Origin of the sequence: Pseudomonas sp. SM4 (assembly GCF_051913165.1) — a bacterium.
In the GTDB taxonomy this organism is placed as follows: Bacteria; Pseudomonadota; Gammaproteobacteria; order Pseudomonadales; family Pseudomonadaceae; genus Aquipseudomonas.
Map to the genome: position 1 here is coordinate 91,902 of NZ_JBODOE010000016.1, position 18,501 is coordinate 110,402.

Consider the following 18,501-nt stretch of genomic DNA (forward strand, 5'->3'; position numbering starts at 1 on the left):
GAATGGTGGGATATACATTAGCTCCCTGTTCTATTGCGCCTTGCGCCGTCATTGCGAAAAAGTAAGGGGCCGAAGTGAAAGCAAAAATCCTATAGGTTTTGCAAATCTTGAGTGCATGCTGTTTAGCATTCACGGCTTGGCGAAGATGGTTTTTGCTTGGCGAAGATTGTTTTTTTCACTATGCTCGGCATCGGATATTGATATTACCTTTGTTCGAATACAAAAAAGGCATGGATGGCAATGGCAGAATTAGCTTCGCAACAGACTCCGATCCAATCTGTTTATACATGGTATCGAGAAGATAAGTTGTACGTGAATAGACGCTATCAACGAAAATTAGTATGGACGTTAGAGGAAAAACAGAAGCTTGTAGAATCCATTCTGAAAAAATATCCAATCCCAGCAATTTTGATAGCAGAAAGGGAAGAAGAAGCAGGAACTTACGAGATCATTGACGGATTGCAGCGCCTGCACGCTATCGTTTCGTTTATTGAGACCTCATTTCCCACGCTTGAGGGAGAACTTTTTGATCTAAACTTCTTTCCTACCGCTCTTGCATATTCAGTAGATGGTAATTTTTCTGCCGAAACTGCTGATGAATATATTACGCAGAAACAGGTCAGCACACTACTCGATTACCCCTTGGCTTTATCGGTAATGCGTCAAGCTACAGATGCTGAAATTAATGATGTTTTTGATCGTATCAACACTTATGGACACCGACTAAGTGACCAAGAGCGAAGACAAGCAGGGGTGCAAAACGATTTTTCGAACATGGTACGTTTGATTGCATGTACTTTAAGAGGGGATGAGTCTTCTGATACGTTAGTGTTACGTGCAATGCCGGCTATTAGTATTGACTTACCGAAAACTAAGCATGGTTATGAAATTCAGGCTGATGAAGTGTTTTGGGTGAATCAAGGGATTTTGAAGTCGACAGATCTTCGAGATAGCATGGATGAACAATGTATCGCAGACATTGCTGCTTGCATAGTCGGGCCTGATCTGATCGAAAGATCCAAAGATTCTCTAGATAAAATATATAATTTTGAGACTGCTGAAAGCAATCAAATAATGAATGCGATGGAAGTTTATGGGGCAGACCGTTTTGCGAAAGAATTCAAACATTGCGCGGACGAAATATTGAAAGTGTGTCACGTTGCCCCGGCTAACAAGTTGAGAAATATTGTATTTAAAACAAAGACGACTAACGCGTTTCCGTCATTTTTTGCCGTAATTATGATAGCTTTTCATGAGTTGATTTTTAAAGAGAAAAAAAGGATTTCTGACTACGCCGGAATAAGGAAGATCATAACCAATTTGAACGAGCGCGTTGAGACTAGTAAAAAATCAACGTCGCCTCAAGAGCGAAGAATTAACGTTAATACTATTAAAATGTTGATTGATAATTTCTTTGTGGCTGCTGGCGAGTTTGAGCCGATTTATGGCGATCATGCTACTGCTGATATTGACGCTCTTATCAAGCGCTCGGAAATTGAGCTTCCAAATTATGAGTTGAAACAAGGGATGCTCTCGCTCGGTACAGAACGGAAGGTTGATAAGAATCTGATTGCCAAAGTTCTAAAAACAATCTGTGCTATCGCAAATAATGGCCCGAAGCAAATGGGGAAACTAATTCTTGGTGTCACTGACAAGAAGGCTGATGCGGACAAGGTTGCGCGTTTGGATAGCATTGTTCCAACTAAAGTAGGGCATCGTTTCGTCGTAGGGATAGCCCGAGAAGCCAAACAACTCGAAATTAGCGTTGAGGAATATTATTCGCGGTGGAAACGTTCAATTGCTGAGTCAAAGCTTTCTGATTCGCTAAAAATGTCGGTTTTATCTAGTATGGACTATAATTCATACTTTGGGCTTGGCGTAATTGTGATCACCATAAAACCTCAGCAAGATATTTCTTATTTTGGTGGGGAGGTTTATTGGCGCGATGGTGACGAAACTAAAAAGGCAGAGGATGCAAAGCAAGTTGCGACAATAGCCAAGCGTTTCTAACGGTTGTTTATTTGAAAGGCCCGATAAGCGGGCCTTTTTTTATTTTTTGACCTAGAGCGTGAAAAGATAAATCCCCTATTGTTCTGTGTGTCTCCATTTCTCATGACTGTCCATTCTCCACAATAAAAGGTATCTGCACATGCAGCATCTTCTCCACGACTCCATTTCGGTCTACTCAAAAATTCGAGATGAATTCGCACGTTCTATTGAAAACTGCCGGGAGATCGACCCAGAATACGCCAGATTTACTGGAGCTCAAATGCACTATTATGCATCTAGATGCCAGTCAGTAAATATACTGCTTCAACGATATATGCTTTGGGATAGCGATATTGTGATGCGATCGGCTCTCGAGTGTGCCACACGCTTCTTGTTTGTTAGTATTGCTTTGCAGCCGGAGCGTGGTGAAAGAATTACGGAGTGCACGGTGTTTTTAAAGGAAATTGAGGATATTCAGCGCGCCGAAAAAGCTAGGGCTGCTGGTAGAAACTCTATTGATGCTGATTCGGCGATGTTATTCAATGGAGCGGTTTTGGATGCAGATAGGGAGGCAGAACTTCGCTCTAGATGGCCAAAATCAAAGCGACAACTACTGAATCAGAAATGGTCATTTTCCCAGATGGTTAGGGTTCTCGAGAAGGTAAAGGAACCAACACTTGACCTGACCAGTTATGATTCATTGTTACACAGTTATGGTATCAGTAGTCATCTAATTCATGCGGATCAAACTGCCATGGATTTCATGTACGATAGAGTCACTCGGGAGCCAGAAGAAAGGTGTTTGATGGAGCGAGCTCACTTCGCTCGGCTTGCCGTTCAGCAAACTACTCTGCTTTTTCTTTGTTGGCGTGCGTTAGAGCACGCGACTGGAGGTAGAAAGGTAGAGAGGGCGCTGGCTGATGATTTGTTTTCACTTTATGAAAAACATGACAAATACCAACACGAATTTGCGCAATCCCAAAAGCATCGCTACGAAACTAGCAACCCAAACTAACTTGCAAAAGCTCTCCTACTGTAATGGGTGGGCTTACCTTTTTATTGGCCTTGCGTCAATTTTTTAGCCTTTGTATCGACAATATAGTTTTCAACGTCGGGTATCCTTTTTCATTTAAACGACTAAATCGCTGGTGTTTAATGTGGACTATTTGAGGGCGCTTAGCCCTACAACACCTTGCGCCACTCCCTACACGTAAGACAGAATCTGCCGGCTTGTGCGTCTAGCCCGCAGGTTCTATCGTCCCCACATCACTGAAAACCAGTGGTCGGGTTTGGTAGCCCGATTCGTGTCTAGATGCATTGCATCACCTGATTCAGTCGCTTTCCCGCGACTCGAAATTCATGGTGGTCATGCGTGGGGCTCATTCGTGGGCGCCGGGTTCTAGTGCGACCGGTCTACCAACCCGCGTATGGCCGCCACCCATCGTTTGGTAGCGTGGGTGATGGCTCCTTTTAGTAATCGCGCTAGAGGCTCCATTTATGTTCAAAGTAACGCCAAACCCACCAGAAACCGACCCCACATCCCCCTACGAATCCCTCGACTCCAGAAAACTCCACGAAGCCGCCGAGCGCGCCCTCGATCACTATCTCCTCCCGCCCGGCCACATCATGGCCAGCACCAACGAACCCGAGCGCATGTACCTCGCCAATCCGAAGTACGACACCGAATCCCTCTTGGCCAACGCCAGTGAAACCCTCGGTTCAGCCTCGGAAATGCTCATCAACTTCGCCGCAGCGCTAGATTCCTCGCAGCGCAAAACCGCGCTGGGCATTGCGCAGGTGGTGATGTTGGGGGAGTTGGCGGTGAATCAGGCGTTGGATAACGTTGAGGTGAAGGCGTAAATCCTGTCCCACCCTGGCAAGCGGTTCGACTGCCGCCTCGGTGGGGCTGGTTATTTTGGGTAGTGCCTGGAGATTTCTTGCCATATGTATTTGTATCGAAATTCCAGCCAGCGAATCAGCAGTTTGTCTAGCTGACGTCTGAAGCGGCTACTTTCTCGGGCTTTCAATGTTTCTGCTATGTCAGCCTGCAATTGCTGCAGATTGAACGCGGACCAGATCATCGGAATGACGGTTTCAAGATTGGTGTGACACACCGGTGCGACTTCTTCATAGAGGATTCGCCTGATCTCTTGCGGATCGTAATCCTGGGTTTGGCGTGCGATGAATGCGTAGTTGACCTCATTGTCGACAAACGCGTCAGACAGCGACCAGTGGACATCGGCGCGCTCTTTGTCTGTTGCTGAAGCCCAGTCGCGCTTGGCGCGGGTGGTGGACGTGAGGGCTGGATTTTCCATGTTTGACTCCCTGTCTCAATGAGCGCGAGCGTATCAAGCCTGATCGAGCCACACCCCAAAAAAACAATCCTATACTCGGGCGATGAAAACCAACCGTCAGGATGACGTACCAGCGAGGACTAATGTCGAACGTAACCGCTATTCCGGCAAGTCGTGGTCAATTCTCCAAAACACTGCGTCTAGTTCTGTGGCTTTTAATACTGTTGCTTGTGGCAACCTTGGCTTTCTTCGCGTGGCAAAGTTTCTACCCGGTACAGGCTGCCGGCCAATGGAGCTATCGCGTTATCCACGGTGATGTGCCGAAAGCAGCCGCTCTGGTGGTGATGGACGGCGGCGGGCTGATGGTCAGTCAGGAGCTTCGCGACGGTCGCGGCAGTATTGTGCGGATTGCCGGCGACGGTCAGCGCGAGAGTGTCGTCAGCGGTTTATCCAAACCGGACGGGATGATTTCTGCTCGGGGTGGCTGGGTCTTCAGTCAGGAGGAGGGCGCTGCTGCCGTTAATTTCCTACTGCAGGGTAAGGTCACCGAGTTGTTTCACGGCTCCAACGTTCAGGGTCTGTGGAACGAAGGCGATCACCTCTATGCGATTGAAGATCGTCATGCCAATGGACGTTTGTTTCGCTATACGTGGAGCGACCAATCCCTAGTCGTTCTGCGTGACGGGCTTGATGAGGCCGAGTCGATCATCCGCTGCACAGACGGTCGCATGCTCTACACGGAAAAAGACAAAGGCGTGGTGCGCCATTTGAGCGAGGACGGCAGCGATCCCATCGTTTTCGCCAATCTGAATCAGCCGACTTTCCTGATGTGCGATCAGCGCGGGCTCTGGATCTCGGAAGATTCGACCCATCGTGCGCGCCTGCTGCTGATCGGCAATGACGGGGTTCAGCGAACCATACTGTCCTTTCTCAAAGCGCCGCAGTCGATCGTCGCCAGTGGCCGAGGGACTTATCTGTTGGCCGAGGGCGGGCGAAATCGGGTGTTGGAGCTGACTCCTCCCTCTGATCAGGCTCGTTAAAAGACTCAAAAGCCGTCACCCAAAAGTGACGGCTTTCACTTGCAGCTCTAGCCAAACTGCCCCGCCGACTCAACCGCAGATTTAGGCTTCCTCAACCGCGTCAACTGATAAGCAATCGCCAACCAAACAAACCACCCCGGCATCACCATCAACGCAATCCGCGTATCAGGCCGCAACGCCAGCAACCCCAGCACAAACCCCAAAAACGCCAACGAGAACCAAGCCATTGGTACACCGCCCGGCATCTTGTAAGCGGACTTCGCATGCAGATCCGGACGTTTTTTCCGGTAGGCGATGTAAGACGCAAGGATGGTCGACCAGGTGAAGATCACCAGAATCGCCGACACGGTGGAGACGATGGTGAACGCGGTCATGACTTCCGGCACGATGAACAGCACCAGCACACCGACCAGCATCAACAGCGTGGTGAACGCCAGGCTCAGTAGCGGCACGCTGTTGTTCGACAGTCGGCGGAATATGCCGGGCGCGTTGTCTTGGTTGGCCAGTCCGAACAGCATGCGGCTCGATGAGAACACGCCGCTGTTGGCCGATGAGGCCGCTGAGGTCAGGACGACGAAGTTGACGATGCCGGCTGCTGCTGGGAAACCGGCAACAAGGAACAGTTCGACAAACGGGCTCTTGACGGGGGAGACCTGTTGCCACGAGGTCACTGCAATAATGCAGGTCAGCGCCAGGACGTAGAACAGGATGATCCGCAGCGGAATCGAGTTGATCGCTTTGGGCAGGGTCTTCTCCGGCGAGCGGGTTTCGGCGGCGGCGGTGCCGATCAGTTCGGTGCCGGCGAAGGAGAAAATCGCCATTTGAAATCCGGCGAAGAAGCCGAACAAGCCGTTGGGGAACGCCGCCTGTTTGTCCACCAGGTGACTCAGGGACGCGGTGACGCCACTGGGCGAGACGAAGGAGCTGGCGATCAGCACGGTGCTGACGCCGATCAGGGTTACGACGGCAATGATCTTGATGATCGCGAACCAGAATTCCACTTCACCGAACAACCTGACTGTCAGCACGTTGAGGGCGAACAGCGTCGCCAGCATGCCGACGGCGGGTATCCACGCCGGTACGTCGGGGAACCAGTACTGGAAGAATCCGCCGACCACGACGGCGTCGCCGATCACCGCGACGCTCCAGCTCAGCCAGTACGACCAGCCGAGGAAGAATGCTGCGCGCGGGCCGAGGTAGGCACCGGCGAAGTCGGCAAAGGTTTTGAAGTTGAGGTTGGACAGGAGCATTTCGCCCATGGCGCGCATGACGAAAAACACGAACAGGCCGATGATCATGTAGATGAGGATGATCGACGTCCCGGAGAGGGCGATGATCTTCCCGGAGCCCATGAACAGGCCGGTACCGATGGCACCGCCCATGGCCATTAACTGGATGTGACGATTGCTGAGCGTACGCTGCAGCGCGGGCTGTTCAAGCAGCCCGGAAGGGGTCGATTTCATTGCAAAACCTCTTGATTTTATGTTTTTGAGTTTTGGCAGAAAGTAGGTGTCGAGCGTTCTTGTTAGAAAGGCAGCGGCTAATCACAGCGATGCCTGGAAGATGAATGGCCGCCTCGTAAAAAGGGCGGCGATTAGCGATCAATTGACGGTGCGCAGACGCGAGGTTTTGGCCGGTTGCGGATCGAGCAATTGGAAGAGGTTTTTGATGTTCGCTGGCGTCGGCACCAGGTGGATGCGCTGACCGATTTGCTGTGCATGAGCCAGGTCTTTCAGATAGCGCAGTGAGGAAAAGTCCTCGAGGGCAAAGCCCACCGAATCGAACACGGTCACCTGCGCATCGTTTTCGCGTCCGGCCACTTCGCCCAGCACAATCCGGAAAAACTCGATCACCGGGGAATCGGCTTCCAGTTGCTGAATGTCGCCTTCAATGCGCGTTTGCGGCTCGAACTCGACGATGACCCGGGCGTTGCGCAGGATCTCGGCGTGCAGCTCGGTTTTACCCGGGCAGTCACCGCCGACCGCGTTGATGTGCATGCCGGGCTCGATCATCTCCGGCGTCAGAATCGTTGCGTAGGCTTTGTCAGCAGTGACCGTGGTGACGATGTCCGCGCCTTTGACAGCGTCCTTCACCGAGCTGGCCAGAATCACTTCGATGTCCGGGAACGCCGCGAGGTTGTGCTTCAACTTCAGGCAAGCGTCGCGATCAATATCGAAGATACGGATTTCGCTGATACCCAACATTTCATGAAAGGCCAGTGCCTGGAATTCACTTTGGGCGCCGTTGCCGATCAGGGCCATCGAGGTCGCACCCGGGCGAGCCAGCGATTGCGCCACCAGCGCGGAGGTTGCGGCGGTGCGTACGGCGGTAGTCAAGGTCAGTTCGCTGAGCAGGGTCGGATAGCCACTCTGCACATCGGCCAGCAGACCGAAAGCCATGACCGTGAGCAAATTCTGCTGGCCGTTGTTCGGGTGGCCGTTGACGTATTTGAATGAGTACTGCTGGCCGTCGTCGGTGGGCATCAGCTCGATCACGCCTTCTGCCGAGTGATTGGCCGTGCGCGGCGATTTATCAAACTGCGCCCAGCGTGCGTAATCCGCTTCGATGTAGCCGGCCATTTCGCGGATGGCGCGGCGGATACCGACTTGGGTGAACAGGCGTGCAGCGTCATCGACATCAATAAAAAGCGTCATGTTCTTATTCTCCGATCCAGTCATTGAAAGGTTGTAGAGCGCGGGCTGGCTCAGCTGCGTTTGCTCTCGAAACCGTGCAGCACGTTGACGGCATTGATGCCGATTTCATCGACCATGTAGCCGCCCTCCATGACGAACAGGGTCGGGCAGCCGACGCTGGCGATCAGTTCACCAATGCCGATGAAGTCATCGCTTTCCAGCAGGAAGTGACTGATGGGGTCGTCCTTGAACGTGTCGACACCGAGGGAAATCACCAGCACTTCAGGCGCGAATTGCTGGAGCTTTTTGCAGGCGTGGAGCAGGGCGTTGCGGTAGCTCTCCCAGGTAGTGTTTTTCGGCAGTGGATAGTTGAGGTTGTACCCCTCGCCGACACCCGCGCCGACTTCGTGGCTGTAGCCCGAGAAGTACGGATAGGACACCGCCGGTTCGCCGTGCAACGAGACGAACATGACGTCGCTGCGCTGGTAAAAAATGTTCTGCGTGCCGTTGCCGTGGTGGAAGTCGACGTCGAGCACCGCGACACGTTTGGCGCCTTGGGTGATGGCTTGTTGTGCGGCAATGGCGGCGTTGTTGAGGTAGCAATAACCGCCCATGTATTCGCGCGCGGCGTGATGGCCGGGCGGACGGCACAGGGCGAAGGCGCTGTCGTGGCCTTCATCGAGCAGGGCCAGGCCGGTGAGAGCGATGTCGGCGCTGGTTTTCACCGCCTGCCAGGTCGTCGCGGTGATCGGCGAACCGGCATCCATCGCGTAGAAGCCCAGCTTGCCGTCAATGAACGTCGGCACCTCTTCGCCGGCCAGATCGCGCACCGGCCACACCAGTGGCAAGGCGTCGTGTGTGCGACCGGTTGCGCTCCATTCGCTCCAGGCATTTTCGAGAAAACTGACGTAGCGCTCGCTGTGCGCGTTGACGTAGCACGAGCGGTCAAATGCGCGGGGCTCGACGATCTGTCCGAGGCCGACCTGTTTGACGCGGTTGTGCACGGTGTCGGCGCGACTCGGTTGTTCGAACGACGGTTTGAGCACGCCGTCTTTCAATTCGGTGCCGTGGTGCAAACGGTGGGAATCACTGAAAACTGTAAACATTCTGCGCATCCGTTATTGTTAGCCAGTGCAAATATTCTGTTCCGGCTGGGCTGCGCTTTCTTTGCTTTGTGTTCGTGGTTTAGTGGATTAATCGGGCGTTTTTAATCAGGAATGGCGTCATGCAGAAAAAAATATCCAAGCGCATCAGCCTCGATGAGACCGACCTGGCGATTCTCGAGTTGTTGCAGGAGGACGCCAGTATTTCCAACGCTGAACTCAGCGAGCGGCTGTCGTTGAGCCTTACGCCCTGCTGGCGGCGGCGCAAGCGCATGGAGGAGGCCGGGGTCATCAAGGGCTATCAGGCCAATCTTGATCGGCGGATGCTCGGGCTGGATATCATGGCGTTCGTGCACATTCGTTTTTCCACCCATGCCGACCACGCACCGGACGCTTTCGAGGCGGTGATTGCGCAATTGCCCCAAGTGTTGGCCTGTCACAAGATCACTGGCGATGCCGATTATGTGTTGCAGGTGTTGGCGGAGGATCTCGATAGCTACAGCGACTTCATCGAGCAGGTGCTCAGGCGTCAGGTGGGGATTGCCTCCATTCAGTCCAGCCTGGCATTGCGCGAGGTCAAGACCGGTAGCCGTTTTGCGATACCCAAACCGGGAAAGGAATGAGCGGGCAGGGAGGCAATCATCTCTCTCGTTTCAAAGCGTTGTATGTCGCTGCGCTGATGCCCCGTTGCCACGGAGGGCTGTATTAACGCCAGCCTTCGCAGTGAGCGGTGATGTCGTCCCAGACTTCCCGATAGCTATACCGCAGCCAGGCGGCGTGCATCTTGTGAAGTTGTCGCCGAATCCAGCTGTTCTGGTTTGCGCGCAACATTTGCTCGATGTCTTGGTTCAACGCGTCAGGGTCGAAACCTGTCCAGTTTGGTGGCAGTACGCATTCTAGATTCCCGGCGCAGATGACGGCGACTTCCGCGTACAAAATGTCTTTGATCTGCTCCGGGTCGTAGCCCTCGACTTTGCTGGCGATGTAGGGGAAGTCCACGCCGGTGTGGACAAAGATCCAGGACAAGGTTGCTCTGAGTTCGTAAAGTTCGGCAGGACTCAGTTCACGTTTCAATAGTGCAGGCCTCCCGGCTTCAAACGGCATTTAACCTTTCGATTACAGGCGCCAGGGCAGGGCGCTTGTTCTGCCATTCTTCTTTAGTGATGCCCAACAAAACCACATCAACCCGCACCCCATCCTTCACAACGTTCTGCCGACGAACGCCTTCAATCTCAAACCCGAACTTCTGGTGCATCTTTACCACCGCCGAGTTCATCGCCAGCACTTCGCAGTTCAGCTTGTCCAGCCCGGCGACATTGAACGCGTAATCGAGCATCCAGAACTCGACCAGACTGCCCAGCCCCTTACCCTGCAACGCAATATCCAGATAAAACGCCCAGTCCGCCGTCTTCTGCAAAGCGTTGATCGCGTTTAGAGAAACCACGCCAAGCGCTTGCTCATCCTTGACCACCACAAACACTTGCTGACGTGGGTTGCCCTGCAAAGAGGTCAGCCATTTGGCATGTTCCTGCTCACTGATTTCATGCGACGTGTACATGTATTTGCGCACGTCCGGCTGATTGCGCAAGGTACGGACGTGTGCCTGGACAGTGGGGCTGGCGTCGGTGAGCGGAAGGAAATGCATGGGGCTGTCCTTGTCTCGCGAGCGTTTGCAGCTGAACCCGCGCTGTCGATCGGTGAAGTTTCATGTTGCCGTTTGTGGCGGGGGCCTAGGATGCTGGCATCACGTCGAGTTGTCTTGCTTTTTCATCCCGAGGGGAGCCGTGCCATGAGCGCCAATGTCGTCAAAGTGCTGTTGATTGCTGCTGCTGTGTCGGTATTGAGTGCATGTTCGGGGACGGGCGGGTTGACGACCACGAGTTGTATTTCGGCGGATTGTCAGTCGCCAGAGGGGCGCAGTAATGCGACGACGTTGAAGTTTGGCGGGAACAGTATTGGCAGTAGCCTCAACCAATACAGTTCCGGGATGTTGCATGACGATTGATTAGCGACGCGTAACTTGTGGTGAGGGGATTTATCCCCGATGGGTCGCGCAGCGGCCCCCGCTTCTAATGTCAAAAAGTCGGGACTGCTGCGCAGTCCATCGGGGATGAATCCCCTCACCACAGGTTTCGTGGGGAGCTACAGGGTTATTGGGCGGCAGGTACGGCAATCCATTCGCCCAGGGTTTGCTGGTATTTGCCGGTGGCTTTGCTCAAGTGCAGCCACTGGTCGACGTATAGTTTCCAGCTAATGTCATCGCGCGGCAGCAGGTAAGCCTTCTCCCCATACTGCATGTACTGATGCGGATTCACCGCGCACAACCCCGGTTTCAATTTCTGCTGATACAGCGCTTCCGAGGCGTCGGTGATCATCACGTCGGCCTTGTTGTCGAGCAGTTGCTGGAAGATCGTCACGTTGTCGTGCAGGGCCAGTTGCGCCTTGGGCAGGAAGGCGTGGACGAAGGCTTCGTTGGTGCCGCCGGCGGGTTCGACCAGGCGCACGTTTGGCTGGTTGATCTGCTCGACCGTCTGGTACTTGGATTGATCGGCGCAGCGCACCAGCGGGATCTTGCCGTCGGTGTCGAGGGTGTTGCTGAAGTAGGCTTTTTTCTGCCGTTCCAGGGTCACCGAAATACCACCCATGCCGATGTCGCATTGACCGGCCTGCATGTCCGGCATCAGGGATTTCCAGGTGGTTTGCACCCATTGCACCTTGACGCCGAGGCTGTCGGCCAGTGAGCGCGCCATGGCGATGTCGATACCTTCGAAATCGCCGTCGTCGCGTTTGAAGGTGTAGGGCTTGTAGTCGCCGGTGGTGCAGACGCGCAGCTGGCCTTGTTGCTGGATGCTGTCGAGGTGCGAAGGGCTCGGCTCGGCGTGAGCGCCGGTGGCCAATGTCAGCGCCGCGCAGAAGATCATCGTGTTTTTTCGAGTTGTCATTGAGATCGGGCTTCCGGGAAGGACGGTGGCCCAGTGTAGTGAAAGGCTTTCGTCAGTGTCATCCAGCCCGCACAAGGCGATCTGCCAGATCCCGCGCCTGTTGTGAGGCGACAAGCCGCGAGTCGCGGTCCATGTCGTCGCCGAGAATGGTCTTCTCGACGATCACTTCGTGGATGTCGGTGATGCCGATAAAGTCCAGCCAGGCTTCCACGTAAGGTTTCTGAAAGTCGAAACGTTCGGCCGGCGTCGTCGATTGCGCGGAAAAATCCAGGCCGCGGGCATAGGCGACCACGGCTGTTTTGCCTTGCAGCAAACCTTGCGGACCCCGCTCGGGATCGAAGCTGAAGAGGATGTCTTTCTGCGACACCAGGTCGATGAAGTGCTTGAGCTTGTACGGAATGCTGTAATTCCACAGCGGCACCGACAACACCAGAATGTCGGCGCGGTGTAGGCAGGCGGCGAGCGCTTCGAGTTCCTCCCAGGCTGATTGCTGGGTCGGCGTCCGGGGTATGCCGGCGAGGCCGGCGTATTTGGCGCTCATGGCTTCTTCGCCAAACTCCGGTAGTGGCACGCTCCACAGGTCCAGCGTTTCGATGTGCGTTTGCGGGTGATGTTGCTGATGGCGCTCGATAAAGCTGTGGGCCACTTCCAGCGAAGCGGAACGTTGTTTGCGCGGTGAGCATTCGATGTGAAGGAGGGTGGTCACGTGAGCCTCGGCATGTGCGGGATGAATGCGAGGCATTGCAACATAGAGCGCTTCTAACTATAAATCATAAATAAATCAGCTATTGATCACGTATCTCACTATGTTTGACGCTGTGCTACTCAAGACTTTTGTCACCGTCGTCGACGAAGACGGTTTCAGCCGTGCCGCCGAAAAATTGCATCTGACGCAATCGGCAGTCAGCGGGCATTTGCGTCGGCTGGAGGATCAGGTGGGCAAGCCGCTGCTCAAGCGCACCACGCGATCGCAACAGCTGACACCGGATGGCGAGCGTCTGATGGCCTACGCGCGGACGATTCTGGCGCTGAATCGCGATGCCTGGGCGCAGCTCACACGCGTGCCGTTGCAGGCCAAGGTGCGGATTGGCGTTTCCGAGGATTTTATCGAGGCGCGATTGTTGCGGGCGTTGCAGGATTGCGTGGCGCAGCACCCCGGCATGGAGATCGATGTGCAGGTGAACATTCCCGGGACACTGCTCAACCAGATGAGCCTGGGGAATCTGGAAATGGTCATTGGTTCGCAATGTGAAACCGGCGAATCGGGACGCTTGCTCTGGCAAGAGCCGTTGGTGTGGGCGTGGGCAGCACAACCGCTCACGCAACTGCCGACACCGTTGCCGTTGGCGCTGTTTCCAGAGCCGTGTCCGTATCGCGAAGCCGCGCTGACCCGGTTGGCCCAGGCCGGTATCACACAGCGTACCGCCATGCTGTGCTCAAGCACTGGCGGATTGCGCGCGGCGGCATTTTCCGGATTCGCCGTGGCACCGATGCCGTTGAGTCAGCTTGGCCAAGGCTTGACAGCACTCGGCGCAGAACACGGTTTACCGGCGCTGCCGGATGCGCAATTTCGCCTGTTTACCGCCCAGCATGCCGACCCGCAGATGATCGACCTGCTATCGCCGGTGATCGTTGATTTTTGCTCCACACGACGGCAGTAATTGCGCTTACAGCCCGAGACCTTCCTGCACAGCAAGCAACAGGTTGTTCTCGGTCAGTGCGATCGCATCCAGTTGTTGTCCGGTTTCAATCGACTGCATCCACCAGTGGCTTTCGCCGTGTTCATCCACGGTGCGCAGCAAGTAGGTGTCTGTGGCTGACGGGCTGATTTGCACACGTCCAGCGCCGTCCTCGGTAAACCGGGCAATGGGATCAAATGTCAGGCTTTGGTGATTGGCTTCAATCACCAGTTGGTCGATGGCGTAATCGTGGCTTTCGCCATCGGGCGAGGTTTCGCAAACGTGGGTCGGGTTGCGCCGAATCTTCAGGCCGACTTCAGTCACCGGTTGCAGCCACGCCTCGATGCGGTGATACAGGTCGTAGACCTGCGCCGGCCAGCAATCGATCTCCAGCGCCGCATCCGCGTGGATGTGCCGGGTTTGTTTGAGTTTGGCGGCGAGTTCGTCTGCTTTACTCATTTCGGATCCCTTGGTTTGATGTCTGCCTGTTAATCGTAGACCCTTCAACGACGTACGGCGTTGCCTTGCGTCATGCGCTTGCAACACAAGCGTGTCGAAATCAACGCTGGCCAGTCCGGCCAGGATGGAAAACCACGGACGCAGGCGTCCCAAGGAGCGGGTAGATGAAAAAGCTGTTTACAATTTTGGCAGTGATTGCGCTGACGGCCGGTAGCATCGGCATGAGTTCGGCGCGTCAGTCGCAATCCAGCCAGGTGCAGGCGGAAGCAGTGGCGGGGGTGTTCGATTACTACCTGCTGGCGCTGTCCTGGTCGCCGACCTTCTGTTTGACCCACAAGGACGATTCGCAGTGCACCGGCAAGGGTTACGGCTTCGTGCTGCATGGCTTGTGGCCGCAATACGCCAAGGGCGGCTGGCCGGAATCATGCCCACCGCTGACCACGCTGTCGGCGGCGGAAACCGCGAAGGGCCTGACGCTGTTCCCGACCAAAAAACTGCTCGATCACGAATGGTCCAAGCACGGCACGTGCAGCGGCCTCGGCGTGATGGGCTATCTGGATGAGGCGGACAAAGCGGTCGCAGCGGTGAAAATCCCTGATGAGCTACAACCGTTGAACAGCTCGTATTACTTCGAAGCGCAGGAGATCGCCGACCTGTTCCGCAAAGCCAACCCGGGGATTCCGGCAGATGGCATCGCGGTGATCTGCAGCGGCCCCGAGTTGTCGGAAGTGCGCGTGTGCATGGGCAAGGATCTGCAATTGGGCGCGTGCGGCAAGGGCGTGAAAACCCAGTGCCGGGCAGGCGACATCCGTGTGCCGCCGTCGCGCTGATGATCCATAGTCGATCGGCTGAAGACTGAGGACTGAACCTGAGGCGAGGGAGCTTGCTCCCGCTGGGCTGCGCAGCGGCCCCAAGGATTTTGTGAGCGCTGCGCACTCAAGCGGGAGCAAGCTCCCTCGCCACAGGATTTTTCGGCCCCGATGAGGCTAGCGTTGCTTGCAGTGTTCCAGATCTTGCTGAGTCTTGAGTTCGGTCGAAATGCCCAGCCGATAGTTGCAGTAATCAATAACGTACTGTCTTTCCACGTCACTGAGCCGGGTGAGCTTTTTATCGTCCGCTTCGTTGGCGAAGATATTGACGAACTTTATCTGCAAGGTCGGGTGCTTTTTGATGAAGAACACCTTCTCGGGATCAGCGTCTTCCATCTTTTCGTAGTAACCCACGAACATCGCCCCCGACAGCGCGATGGCGGCAAACAACAGCAGTGACTTCATGCAGAGGGCGGCCTTTTTGATTCGGAGGGTTTCCTGCGTTCTTCAAGAATGTTGCCGGGGCAGATGTTCCTCCACAAGCCTGCTTTTCTTCGCGTCTGCGTTCATACGGTTTATGACTGCTGATACGGCGCTGGAAAATATTTTCGTCAAACAATCATCCTAATTCACTGCGCGCCGATACAACGGCGCGGGCGGCTGGCGTTTGCCCGGTGCATCTTGGTGGGCTACGCTCACAAAACATAAGGGTTTCGGGCCTTTGCCCTTGTCGTACCTGCTCAGGACATGCGTTTGCCAATCCCCATTCACGATCCGCACCAGGCCCCCGGAGGCTCCCTTAAACGGCTGCCGCTGCGCAAAGCGGCTGTGTTGTTTACCGTGGCGGTGTGTCTGTGCCTGTTCGGGTTGTTGTATCTGCAACTGGAGCAGTCACGGCGCCAGGACCTGGCGGTGGCGCAAATGGCCTCGGCCAACCTGACCCGGGCCATGGCGCAGCAGGCCGAGGACACGTTCCTGGCGGCGGATCTGGTGTTGACCAGCCTGGTCGATTGGGTCGAGGACGATGGTTACGGCGCGGCGCAGAAGACCCGATTGCAGAAAACCTTCGCCCGGCGTGTGCAGCAACTTGAGCAATTGCACGGCATGTTCCTGTTCGACAACAAGGGCCAGTGGGTGATTACCTCCTACCCGGACTTGCCCCATGGCAGCGGCGTGGCCGATCGCGAGTACTTCAAATTCCATCAGCAGAACGTATCGACCGTGGCGCACATCGGCCCGGCGATTCGCAGCCGCGAAAACGGCGAGTGGATCATCCCGATCTCCAAACGCATCAACGACCGCGCGGGCAACTTTCAGGGCGTACTGATGGCCGGGATCAAGATGTCGTATTTCGACCGGTTCTTCGAAAGTTTCAGCCTCGATAACAACGGCATCATGTTCCTCGGCTTGACCGACGGCACGCTGCTGGCGCGTCGGCCGTTCGATGAAAGCCTGGTCGGCAGCTCGTTGGCCCAAGGCAGGATTTATCGCAAGTTGCTGCCCGACGCGCCCGCCGGCACAGCGATGATCAATTCGGTGGTCGATGGCGTCACGCGCTTGTATGGCTATCGGCAACTGGCTGCGTATCCGCTGGTGGTGGCCGCCGCGACCTCGCGTGACACGATTCTCAAGGGGTGGTACGAGCGGGCGGTTCAATCGAGCGTGATCGTCGCGCTGCTGATCCTCGGTGTCGGCCTGTTCGGCTGGGTGTTCATTCATCAGGTGCGTGACGGTGAGCGGATCGAGAAGAACCTGCGCAAGGCGCAATTGACGCTGGAGCAGATTGCGACGCATGACAGCCTCACCGGGCTGGCCAATCGGCGTTTGTTCGAACGTTCGCTGGAGATCGAATTTGCCCGTGGTGCGCGGCAGGTCAGCCCGGTCAGCCTGATCATGCTCGATATTGATTTCTTCAAGCGCTACAACGATGCCTACGGGCATGTCGCCGGCGATCACTGCCTGACGCAGGTGGCGCAGGTGGTCAAGACGTGCTGCCAGCGCAAGGCTGATCTGGCGGTGCGTTATGGTGGTGAAGAATTTGCGGTGCTCTTGCCGGACACCGACATCAACGGCGCGCTGGCGATTGCCGGGCAGATTCGGCGCAGCGTGATCGACAAACACATCACTCATAGCGGTTCGCCGACCGGCTATTTGACGGTGAGCCTTGGCTGTTATTCGTTTATTCCGAATGGCAACGACAGTCTGGAAGTGTTTATCCAGCGTGCGGATGCGGCGTTGTATCAGGCGAAGAATGCCGGGCGTAACCGCGCGGCGGTGTTGTCGCTGGATGGCGGCATCGCCGAGCTGATGCGCTCCGACCGCTAACCCCTCATCCAACACAACTCCTGTAGGAGCGAGCCTGCTCGCGATGGCGTCAGCACGTCCAAATTCTCAGTGACTGACACTGCGCCATCGCGAGCAGGCTCGCTCCTACAGGGGGTTTTGCGTTTACCACGGGTGGCTCTTGTTCGTTCAGCCGCCAGTGCCACCGCCTGCACCGCCCGTCCCGCCGCCGGCCGAACCAGTGCCGCCGCCAGCCCCTGAACCTGAGCCGCTGGCGCCGCCATTGGTGCCGGTGCCGGAACCTGCACCGCCGGAGCTGTTACCGCCTGATGGCGCGCCCGGGGTGTTGTCCGGTGGCATGGTCGAGCCGCTGGTGGCGCCGGATTTGGTGCCGGTCGCATCAGCGCCGTCGTTGGCGGCGAAGCTGGCAGCCGAGGCCGTGGCCAGCAGACCGGCAAGCAATAATGAGGTGAGTTTGCGCGTTATCATGGTACGTCTCCAAAAAGGGGATTTACCTGATATTGGTCTGGCACGCTGAAGCCTTGGTGCCGATTGGCTGACGAGCGGTCAACGGTGTGAGCAAGTGGCCTCCTGATCTTCTGGAATATTGGCTATTTGCCGAACCGCCCCCCAGGACTACCGTAGGCACACATTCACTCGCCCCGGAAAGCCAGCATGAAACCTCGTACCGATTTCTACACCGCTTCGCCTGACGCCCTGAAAGCCATGATCGCGCTGGAAACCGCAGTCTCCAAACTGCCGCTGGAAAAGACCCTGATCGAACTGGTCAAACTGCGCGCTTCGCAAATCAACGGCTGCGCGTTCTGCATCGACATGCACACCGCTGACGCGATCAAGGGCGGCGAAACCCCGCGCCGCCTGTTCGCCGTGACGGCCTGGCGTGAAGCTCCGTTCTTCAGCGACCGCGAACGCGCCGCGCTGCTGTGGACTGAGTCGCTGACCCAGTTGAGCCTGACTCACGCCCCGGACGAAGATTACGACGTCGTCGCCGCGCAATTCACGCCCAAGGAAATGGTCGACCTGACCGTGGCCATCAGCACCATCAACAGCTGGAACCGCCTGGCCGTCGGCTTCCGCAAAACCCCACAAGCCTGAATCCCAAGCTGTAGGAGCTGCCGCAGGCTGCGATCTTTTGATTTTGACTTTCAACGCCAGATCAAAAGATCGCAGCCTCGTTGCACTCGTCAGCTCCTACAGAACCCAGGCGCCCCCGGGCGATCTTTTGATTTTGATGTTCAAGGCCAGATCA

At 55.7% G+C, this 18,501-nt stretch carries 21 protein-coding genes; 10 read left to right on the plus strand and 11 right to left on the minus strand.

Going from position 1 to position 18,501, the window contains the following annotated elements:
• Positions 1 to 234 precede the first annotated feature (234 nt).
• The 3 genes from ACQ4MY_RS25245 to ACQ4MY_RS25255 all read left to right on the plus strand — a co-directional run bounded on the left by ACQ4MY_RS25245 (position 235) and on the right by ACQ4MY_RS25255 (position 3,849).
• On the plus strand, positions 235 to 2,010 hold the full coding sequence (locus ACQ4MY_RS25245) for a GmrSD restriction endonuclease domain-containing protein (protein ID WP_440096829.1): 1,776 nt from the start codon (positions 235 to 237) through the stop codon (positions 2,008 to 2,010).
• Positions 2,011 to 2,149: 139 nt separating this feature from the next.
• Positions 2,150 to 3,004, plus strand: coding sequence for a hypothetical protein (locus ACQ4MY_RS25250; RefSeq protein WP_440096831.1), 855 nt, complete (start codon positions 2,150 to 2,152; stop codon positions 3,002 to 3,004).
• Positions 3,005 to 3,486: 482 nt separating this feature from the next.
• Positions 3,487 to 3,849 carry a DUF6124 family protein gene (locus tag ACQ4MY_RS25255; RefSeq protein ID WP_440096832.1) on the plus strand — a complete coding sequence of 121 codons (363 nt, stop codon included), beginning with the start codon at positions 3,487 to 3,489 and terminating at the stop codon, positions 3,847 to 3,849.
• Between the two features lie 50 nt (positions 3,850 to 3,899).
• Here ACQ4MY_RS25255 and ACQ4MY_RS25260 read toward each other — a convergent pair whose 3' ends face one another.
• Positions 3,900 to 4,304 (minus strand): DUF7079 family protein, encoded by a 405-nt coding sequence (locus ACQ4MY_RS25260; protein WP_158828959.1) that lies wholly within the window; start codon positions 4,302 to 4,304, stop codon positions 3,900 to 3,902.
• Positions 4,305 to 4,426: 122 nt separating this feature from the next.
• On the opposite strand from ACQ4MY_RS25260, the gene ACQ4MY_RS25265 reads away from it, so the two are divergent.
• Complete coding sequence (locus ACQ4MY_RS25265; RefSeq protein WP_440096833.1) at positions 4,427 to 5,323, plus strand: hypothetical protein; 897 nt, start codon at positions 4,427 to 4,429, stop codon at positions 5,321 to 5,323.
• A gap of 47 nt (positions 5,324 to 5,370) precedes the next feature.
• On the opposite strand, the gene ACQ4MY_RS25270 is transcribed toward ACQ4MY_RS25265, so the two are convergent.
• The 3 genes from ACQ4MY_RS25270 to ACQ4MY_RS25280 form a co-directional block, all read right to left on the minus strand.
• Complete coding sequence (locus ACQ4MY_RS25270; RefSeq protein WP_440096834.1) at positions 5,371 to 6,786, minus strand: amino acid permease; 1,416 nt, start codon at positions 6,784 to 6,786, stop codon at positions 5,371 to 5,373.
• 138 nt (positions 6,787 to 6,924) lie between these two features.
• A complete protein-coding gene (locus ACQ4MY_RS25275) occupies positions 6,925 to 7,977 on the minus strand; it encodes an ornithine cyclodeaminase (protein ID WP_440096836.1) in 1,053 nt (350 codons plus the stop codon).
• Between the two features lie 50 nt (positions 7,978 to 8,027).
• Entirely contained in the window at positions 8,028 to 9,062 is a 1,035-nt protein-coding gene (locus ACQ4MY_RS25280; protein ID WP_440096837.1) for a histone deacetylase family protein, read from the minus strand.
• 119 nt (positions 9,063 to 9,181) lie between these two features.
• On the opposite strand from ACQ4MY_RS25280, the gene ACQ4MY_RS25285 reads away from it, so the two are divergent.
• Entirely contained in the window at positions 9,182 to 9,682 is a 501-nt protein-coding gene (locus ACQ4MY_RS25285) for an Lrp/AsnC family transcriptional regulator (protein WP_158828967.1), read from the plus strand.
• Between the two features lie 82 nt (positions 9,683 to 9,764).
• Here the strand turns inward: ACQ4MY_RS25285 and ACQ4MY_RS25290 are convergent, their stop codons facing one another.
• Positions 9,765 to 10,163, minus strand: coding sequence for a DUF7079 family protein (locus tag ACQ4MY_RS25290; protein WP_440096838.1), 399 nt, complete (start codon positions 10,161 to 10,163; stop codon positions 9,765 to 9,767).
• Positions 10,153 to 10,704 carry a UDP-4-amino-4,6-dideoxy-N-acetyl-beta-L-altrosamine N-acetyltransferase gene (gene pseH, locus ACQ4MY_RS25295; RefSeq protein ID WP_440096839.1) on the minus strand — a complete coding sequence of 184 codons (552 nt, stop codon included), beginning with the start codon at positions 10,702 to 10,704 and terminating at the stop codon, positions 10,153 to 10,155. Before pseH ends, ACQ4MY_RS25290 begins: the two co-directional genes overlap by 11 nt.
• Before the next feature lie 144 nt (positions 10,705 to 10,848).
• On the opposite strand from pseH, the gene ACQ4MY_RS25300 reads away from it, so the two are divergent.
• Positions 10,849 to 11,064: a hypothetical protein gene (locus tag ACQ4MY_RS25300; protein ID WP_440096840.1), complete on the plus strand. Its 216-nt coding sequence runs from the start codon at positions 10,849 to 10,851 to the stop codon at positions 11,062 to 11,064.
• Positions 11,065 to 11,209: 145 nt separating this feature from the next.
• On the opposite strand, the gene ACQ4MY_RS25305 is transcribed toward ACQ4MY_RS25300, so the two are convergent.
• Both ACQ4MY_RS25305 and ACQ4MY_RS25310 read right to left on the minus strand, forming a co-directional pair.
• Positions 11,210 to 12,001 (minus strand): transporter substrate-binding domain-containing protein, encoded by a 792-nt coding sequence (locus ACQ4MY_RS25305; RefSeq protein ID WP_440096841.1) that lies wholly within the window; start codon positions 11,999 to 12,001, stop codon positions 11,210 to 11,212.
• A 58-nt stretch (positions 12,002 to 12,059) separates the two neighbouring features.
• Complete coding sequence (locus ACQ4MY_RS25310; protein WP_008087563.1) at positions 12,060 to 12,707, minus strand: FMN-dependent NADH-azoreductase; 648 nt, start codon at positions 12,705 to 12,707, stop codon at positions 12,060 to 12,062.
• Positions 12,708 to 12,807: 100 nt separating this feature from the next.
• On the opposite strand from ACQ4MY_RS25310, the gene ACQ4MY_RS25315 reads away from it, so the two are divergent.
• Positions 12,808 to 13,662 (plus strand): LysR family transcriptional regulator, encoded by an 855-nt coding sequence (locus ACQ4MY_RS25315; protein ID WP_440096842.1) that lies wholly within the window; start codon positions 12,808 to 12,810, stop codon positions 13,660 to 13,662.
• Positions 13,663 to 13,668: 6 nt separating this feature from the next.
• Here the strand turns inward: ACQ4MY_RS25315 and ACQ4MY_RS25320 are convergent, their stop codons facing one another.
• On the minus strand, positions 13,669 to 14,139 hold the full coding sequence (locus ACQ4MY_RS25320; protein ID WP_008087559.1) for a hypothetical protein: 471 nt from the start codon (positions 14,137 to 14,139) through the stop codon (positions 13,669 to 13,671).
• A 164-nt stretch (positions 14,140 to 14,303) separates the two neighbouring features.
• On the opposite strand from ACQ4MY_RS25320, the gene ACQ4MY_RS25325 reads away from it, so the two are divergent.
• Positions 14,304 to 14,969 (plus strand): ribonuclease T2, encoded by a 666-nt coding sequence (locus tag ACQ4MY_RS25325; RefSeq protein ID WP_440096843.1) that lies wholly within the window; start codon positions 14,304 to 14,306, stop codon positions 14,967 to 14,969.
• 156 nt (positions 14,970 to 15,125) lie between these two features.
• Here the strand turns inward: ACQ4MY_RS25325 and ACQ4MY_RS25330 are convergent, their stop codons facing one another.
• A complete protein-coding gene (locus ACQ4MY_RS25330) occupies positions 15,126 to 15,413 on the minus strand; it encodes a hypothetical protein (protein WP_440096844.1) in 288 nt (95 codons plus the stop codon).
• A gap of 288 nt (positions 15,414 to 15,701) precedes the next feature.
• On the opposite strand from ACQ4MY_RS25330, the gene ACQ4MY_RS25335 reads away from it, so the two are divergent.
• Entirely contained in the window at positions 15,702 to 17,273 is a 1,572-nt protein-coding gene (locus tag ACQ4MY_RS25335; protein ID WP_440096845.1) for a sensor domain-containing diguanylate cyclase, read from the plus strand.
• Between the two features lie 147 nt (positions 17,274 to 17,420).
• On the opposite strand, the gene ACQ4MY_RS25340 is transcribed toward ACQ4MY_RS25335, so the two are convergent.
• Positions 17,421 to 17,720: a hypothetical protein gene (locus ACQ4MY_RS25340; protein ID WP_440096846.1), complete on the minus strand. Its 300-nt coding sequence runs from the start codon at positions 17,718 to 17,720 to the stop codon at positions 17,421 to 17,423.
• Between the two features lie 186 nt (positions 17,721 to 17,906).
• On the opposite strand from ACQ4MY_RS25340, the gene ACQ4MY_RS25345 reads away from it, so the two are divergent.
• Entirely contained in the window at positions 17,907 to 18,347 is a 441-nt protein-coding gene (locus ACQ4MY_RS25345) for a carboxymuconolactone decarboxylase family protein (RefSeq protein ID WP_008087552.1), read from the plus strand.
• The last annotated feature ends 154 nt before the right edge of the window (positions 18,348 to 18,501 follow it).

Bases quoted from the DNA above. Each gene is read 5' to 3' on its own strand.
- ACQ4MY_RS25345 (WP_008087552.1), top strand. From the start codon at position 17,907: ATGAAACCTCGTACCGATTTCTACACCGCTTCGCCTGACGCCCTGAAA.
- ACQ4MY_RS25290 (WP_440096838.1), bottom strand. From the start codon at position 10,163: ATGCCGTTTGAAGCCGGGAGGCCTGCACTATTGAAACGTGAACTGAGT.
- ACQ4MY_RS25280 (WP_440096837.1), bottom strand. From the start codon at position 9,062: ATGTTTACAGTTTTCAGTGATTCCCACCGTTTGCACCACGGCACCGAA.
- ACQ4MY_RS25255 (WP_440096832.1), top strand. From the start codon at position 3,487: ATGTTCAAAGTAACGCCAAACCCACCAGAAACCGACCCCACATCCCCC.
- ACQ4MY_RS25325 (WP_440096843.1), top strand. From the start codon at position 14,304: ATGAAAAAGCTGTTTACAATTTTGGCAGTGATTGCGCTGACGGCCGGT.
- ACQ4MY_RS25320 (WP_008087559.1), bottom strand. From the start codon at position 14,139: ATGAGTAAAGCAGACGAACTCGCCGCCAAACTCAAACAAACCCGGCAC.
- ACQ4MY_RS25245 (WP_440096829.1), top strand. From the start codon at position 235: ATGGCAATGGCAGAATTAGCTTCGCAACAGACTCCGATCCAATCTGTT.
- ACQ4MY_RS25260 (WP_158828959.1), bottom strand. From the start codon at position 4,304: ATGGAAAATCCAGCCCTCACGTCCACCACCCGCGCCAAGCGCGACTGG.
- ACQ4MY_RS25315 (WP_440096842.1), top strand. From the start codon at position 12,808: ATGTTTGACGCTGTGCTACTCAAGACTTTTGTCACCGTCGTCGACGAA.
- ACQ4MY_RS25305 (WP_440096841.1), bottom strand. From the start codon at position 12,001: ATGACAACTCGAAAAAACACGATGATCTTCTGCGCGGCGCTGACATTG.
- ACQ4MY_RS25285 (WP_158828967.1), top strand. From the start codon at position 9,182: ATGCAGAAAAAAATATCCAAGCGCATCAGCCTCGATGAGACCGACCTG.
- ACQ4MY_RS25340 (WP_440096846.1), bottom strand. From the start codon at position 17,720: ATGATAACGCGCAAACTCACCTCATTATTGCTTGCCGGTCTGCTGGCC.
- ACQ4MY_RS25270 (WP_440096834.1), bottom strand. From the start codon at position 6,786: ATGAAATCGACCCCTTCCGGGCTGCTTGAACAGCCCGCGCTGCAGCGT.
- ACQ4MY_RS25330 (WP_440096844.1), bottom strand. From the start codon at position 15,413: ATGAAGTCACTGCTGTTGTTTGCCGCCATCGCGCTGTCGGGGGCGATG.
- ACQ4MY_RS25275 (WP_440096836.1), bottom strand. From the start codon at position 7,977: ATGACGCTTTTTATTGATGTCGATGACGCTGCACGCCTGTTCACCCAA.
- ACQ4MY_RS25265 (WP_440096833.1), top strand. From the start codon at position 4,427: ATGTCGAACGTAACCGCTATTCCGGCAAGTCGTGGTCAATTCTCCAAA.
- ACQ4MY_RS25300 (WP_440096840.1), top strand. From the start codon at position 10,849: ATGAGCGCCAATGTCGTCAAAGTGCTGTTGATTGCTGCTGCTGTGTCG.
- pseH (WP_440096839.1), bottom strand. From the start codon at position 10,704: ATGCATTTCCTTCCGCTCACCGACGCCAGCCCCACTGTCCAGGCACAC.
- ACQ4MY_RS25250 (WP_440096831.1), top strand. From the start codon at position 2,150: ATGCAGCATCTTCTCCACGACTCCATTTCGGTCTACTCAAAAATTCGA.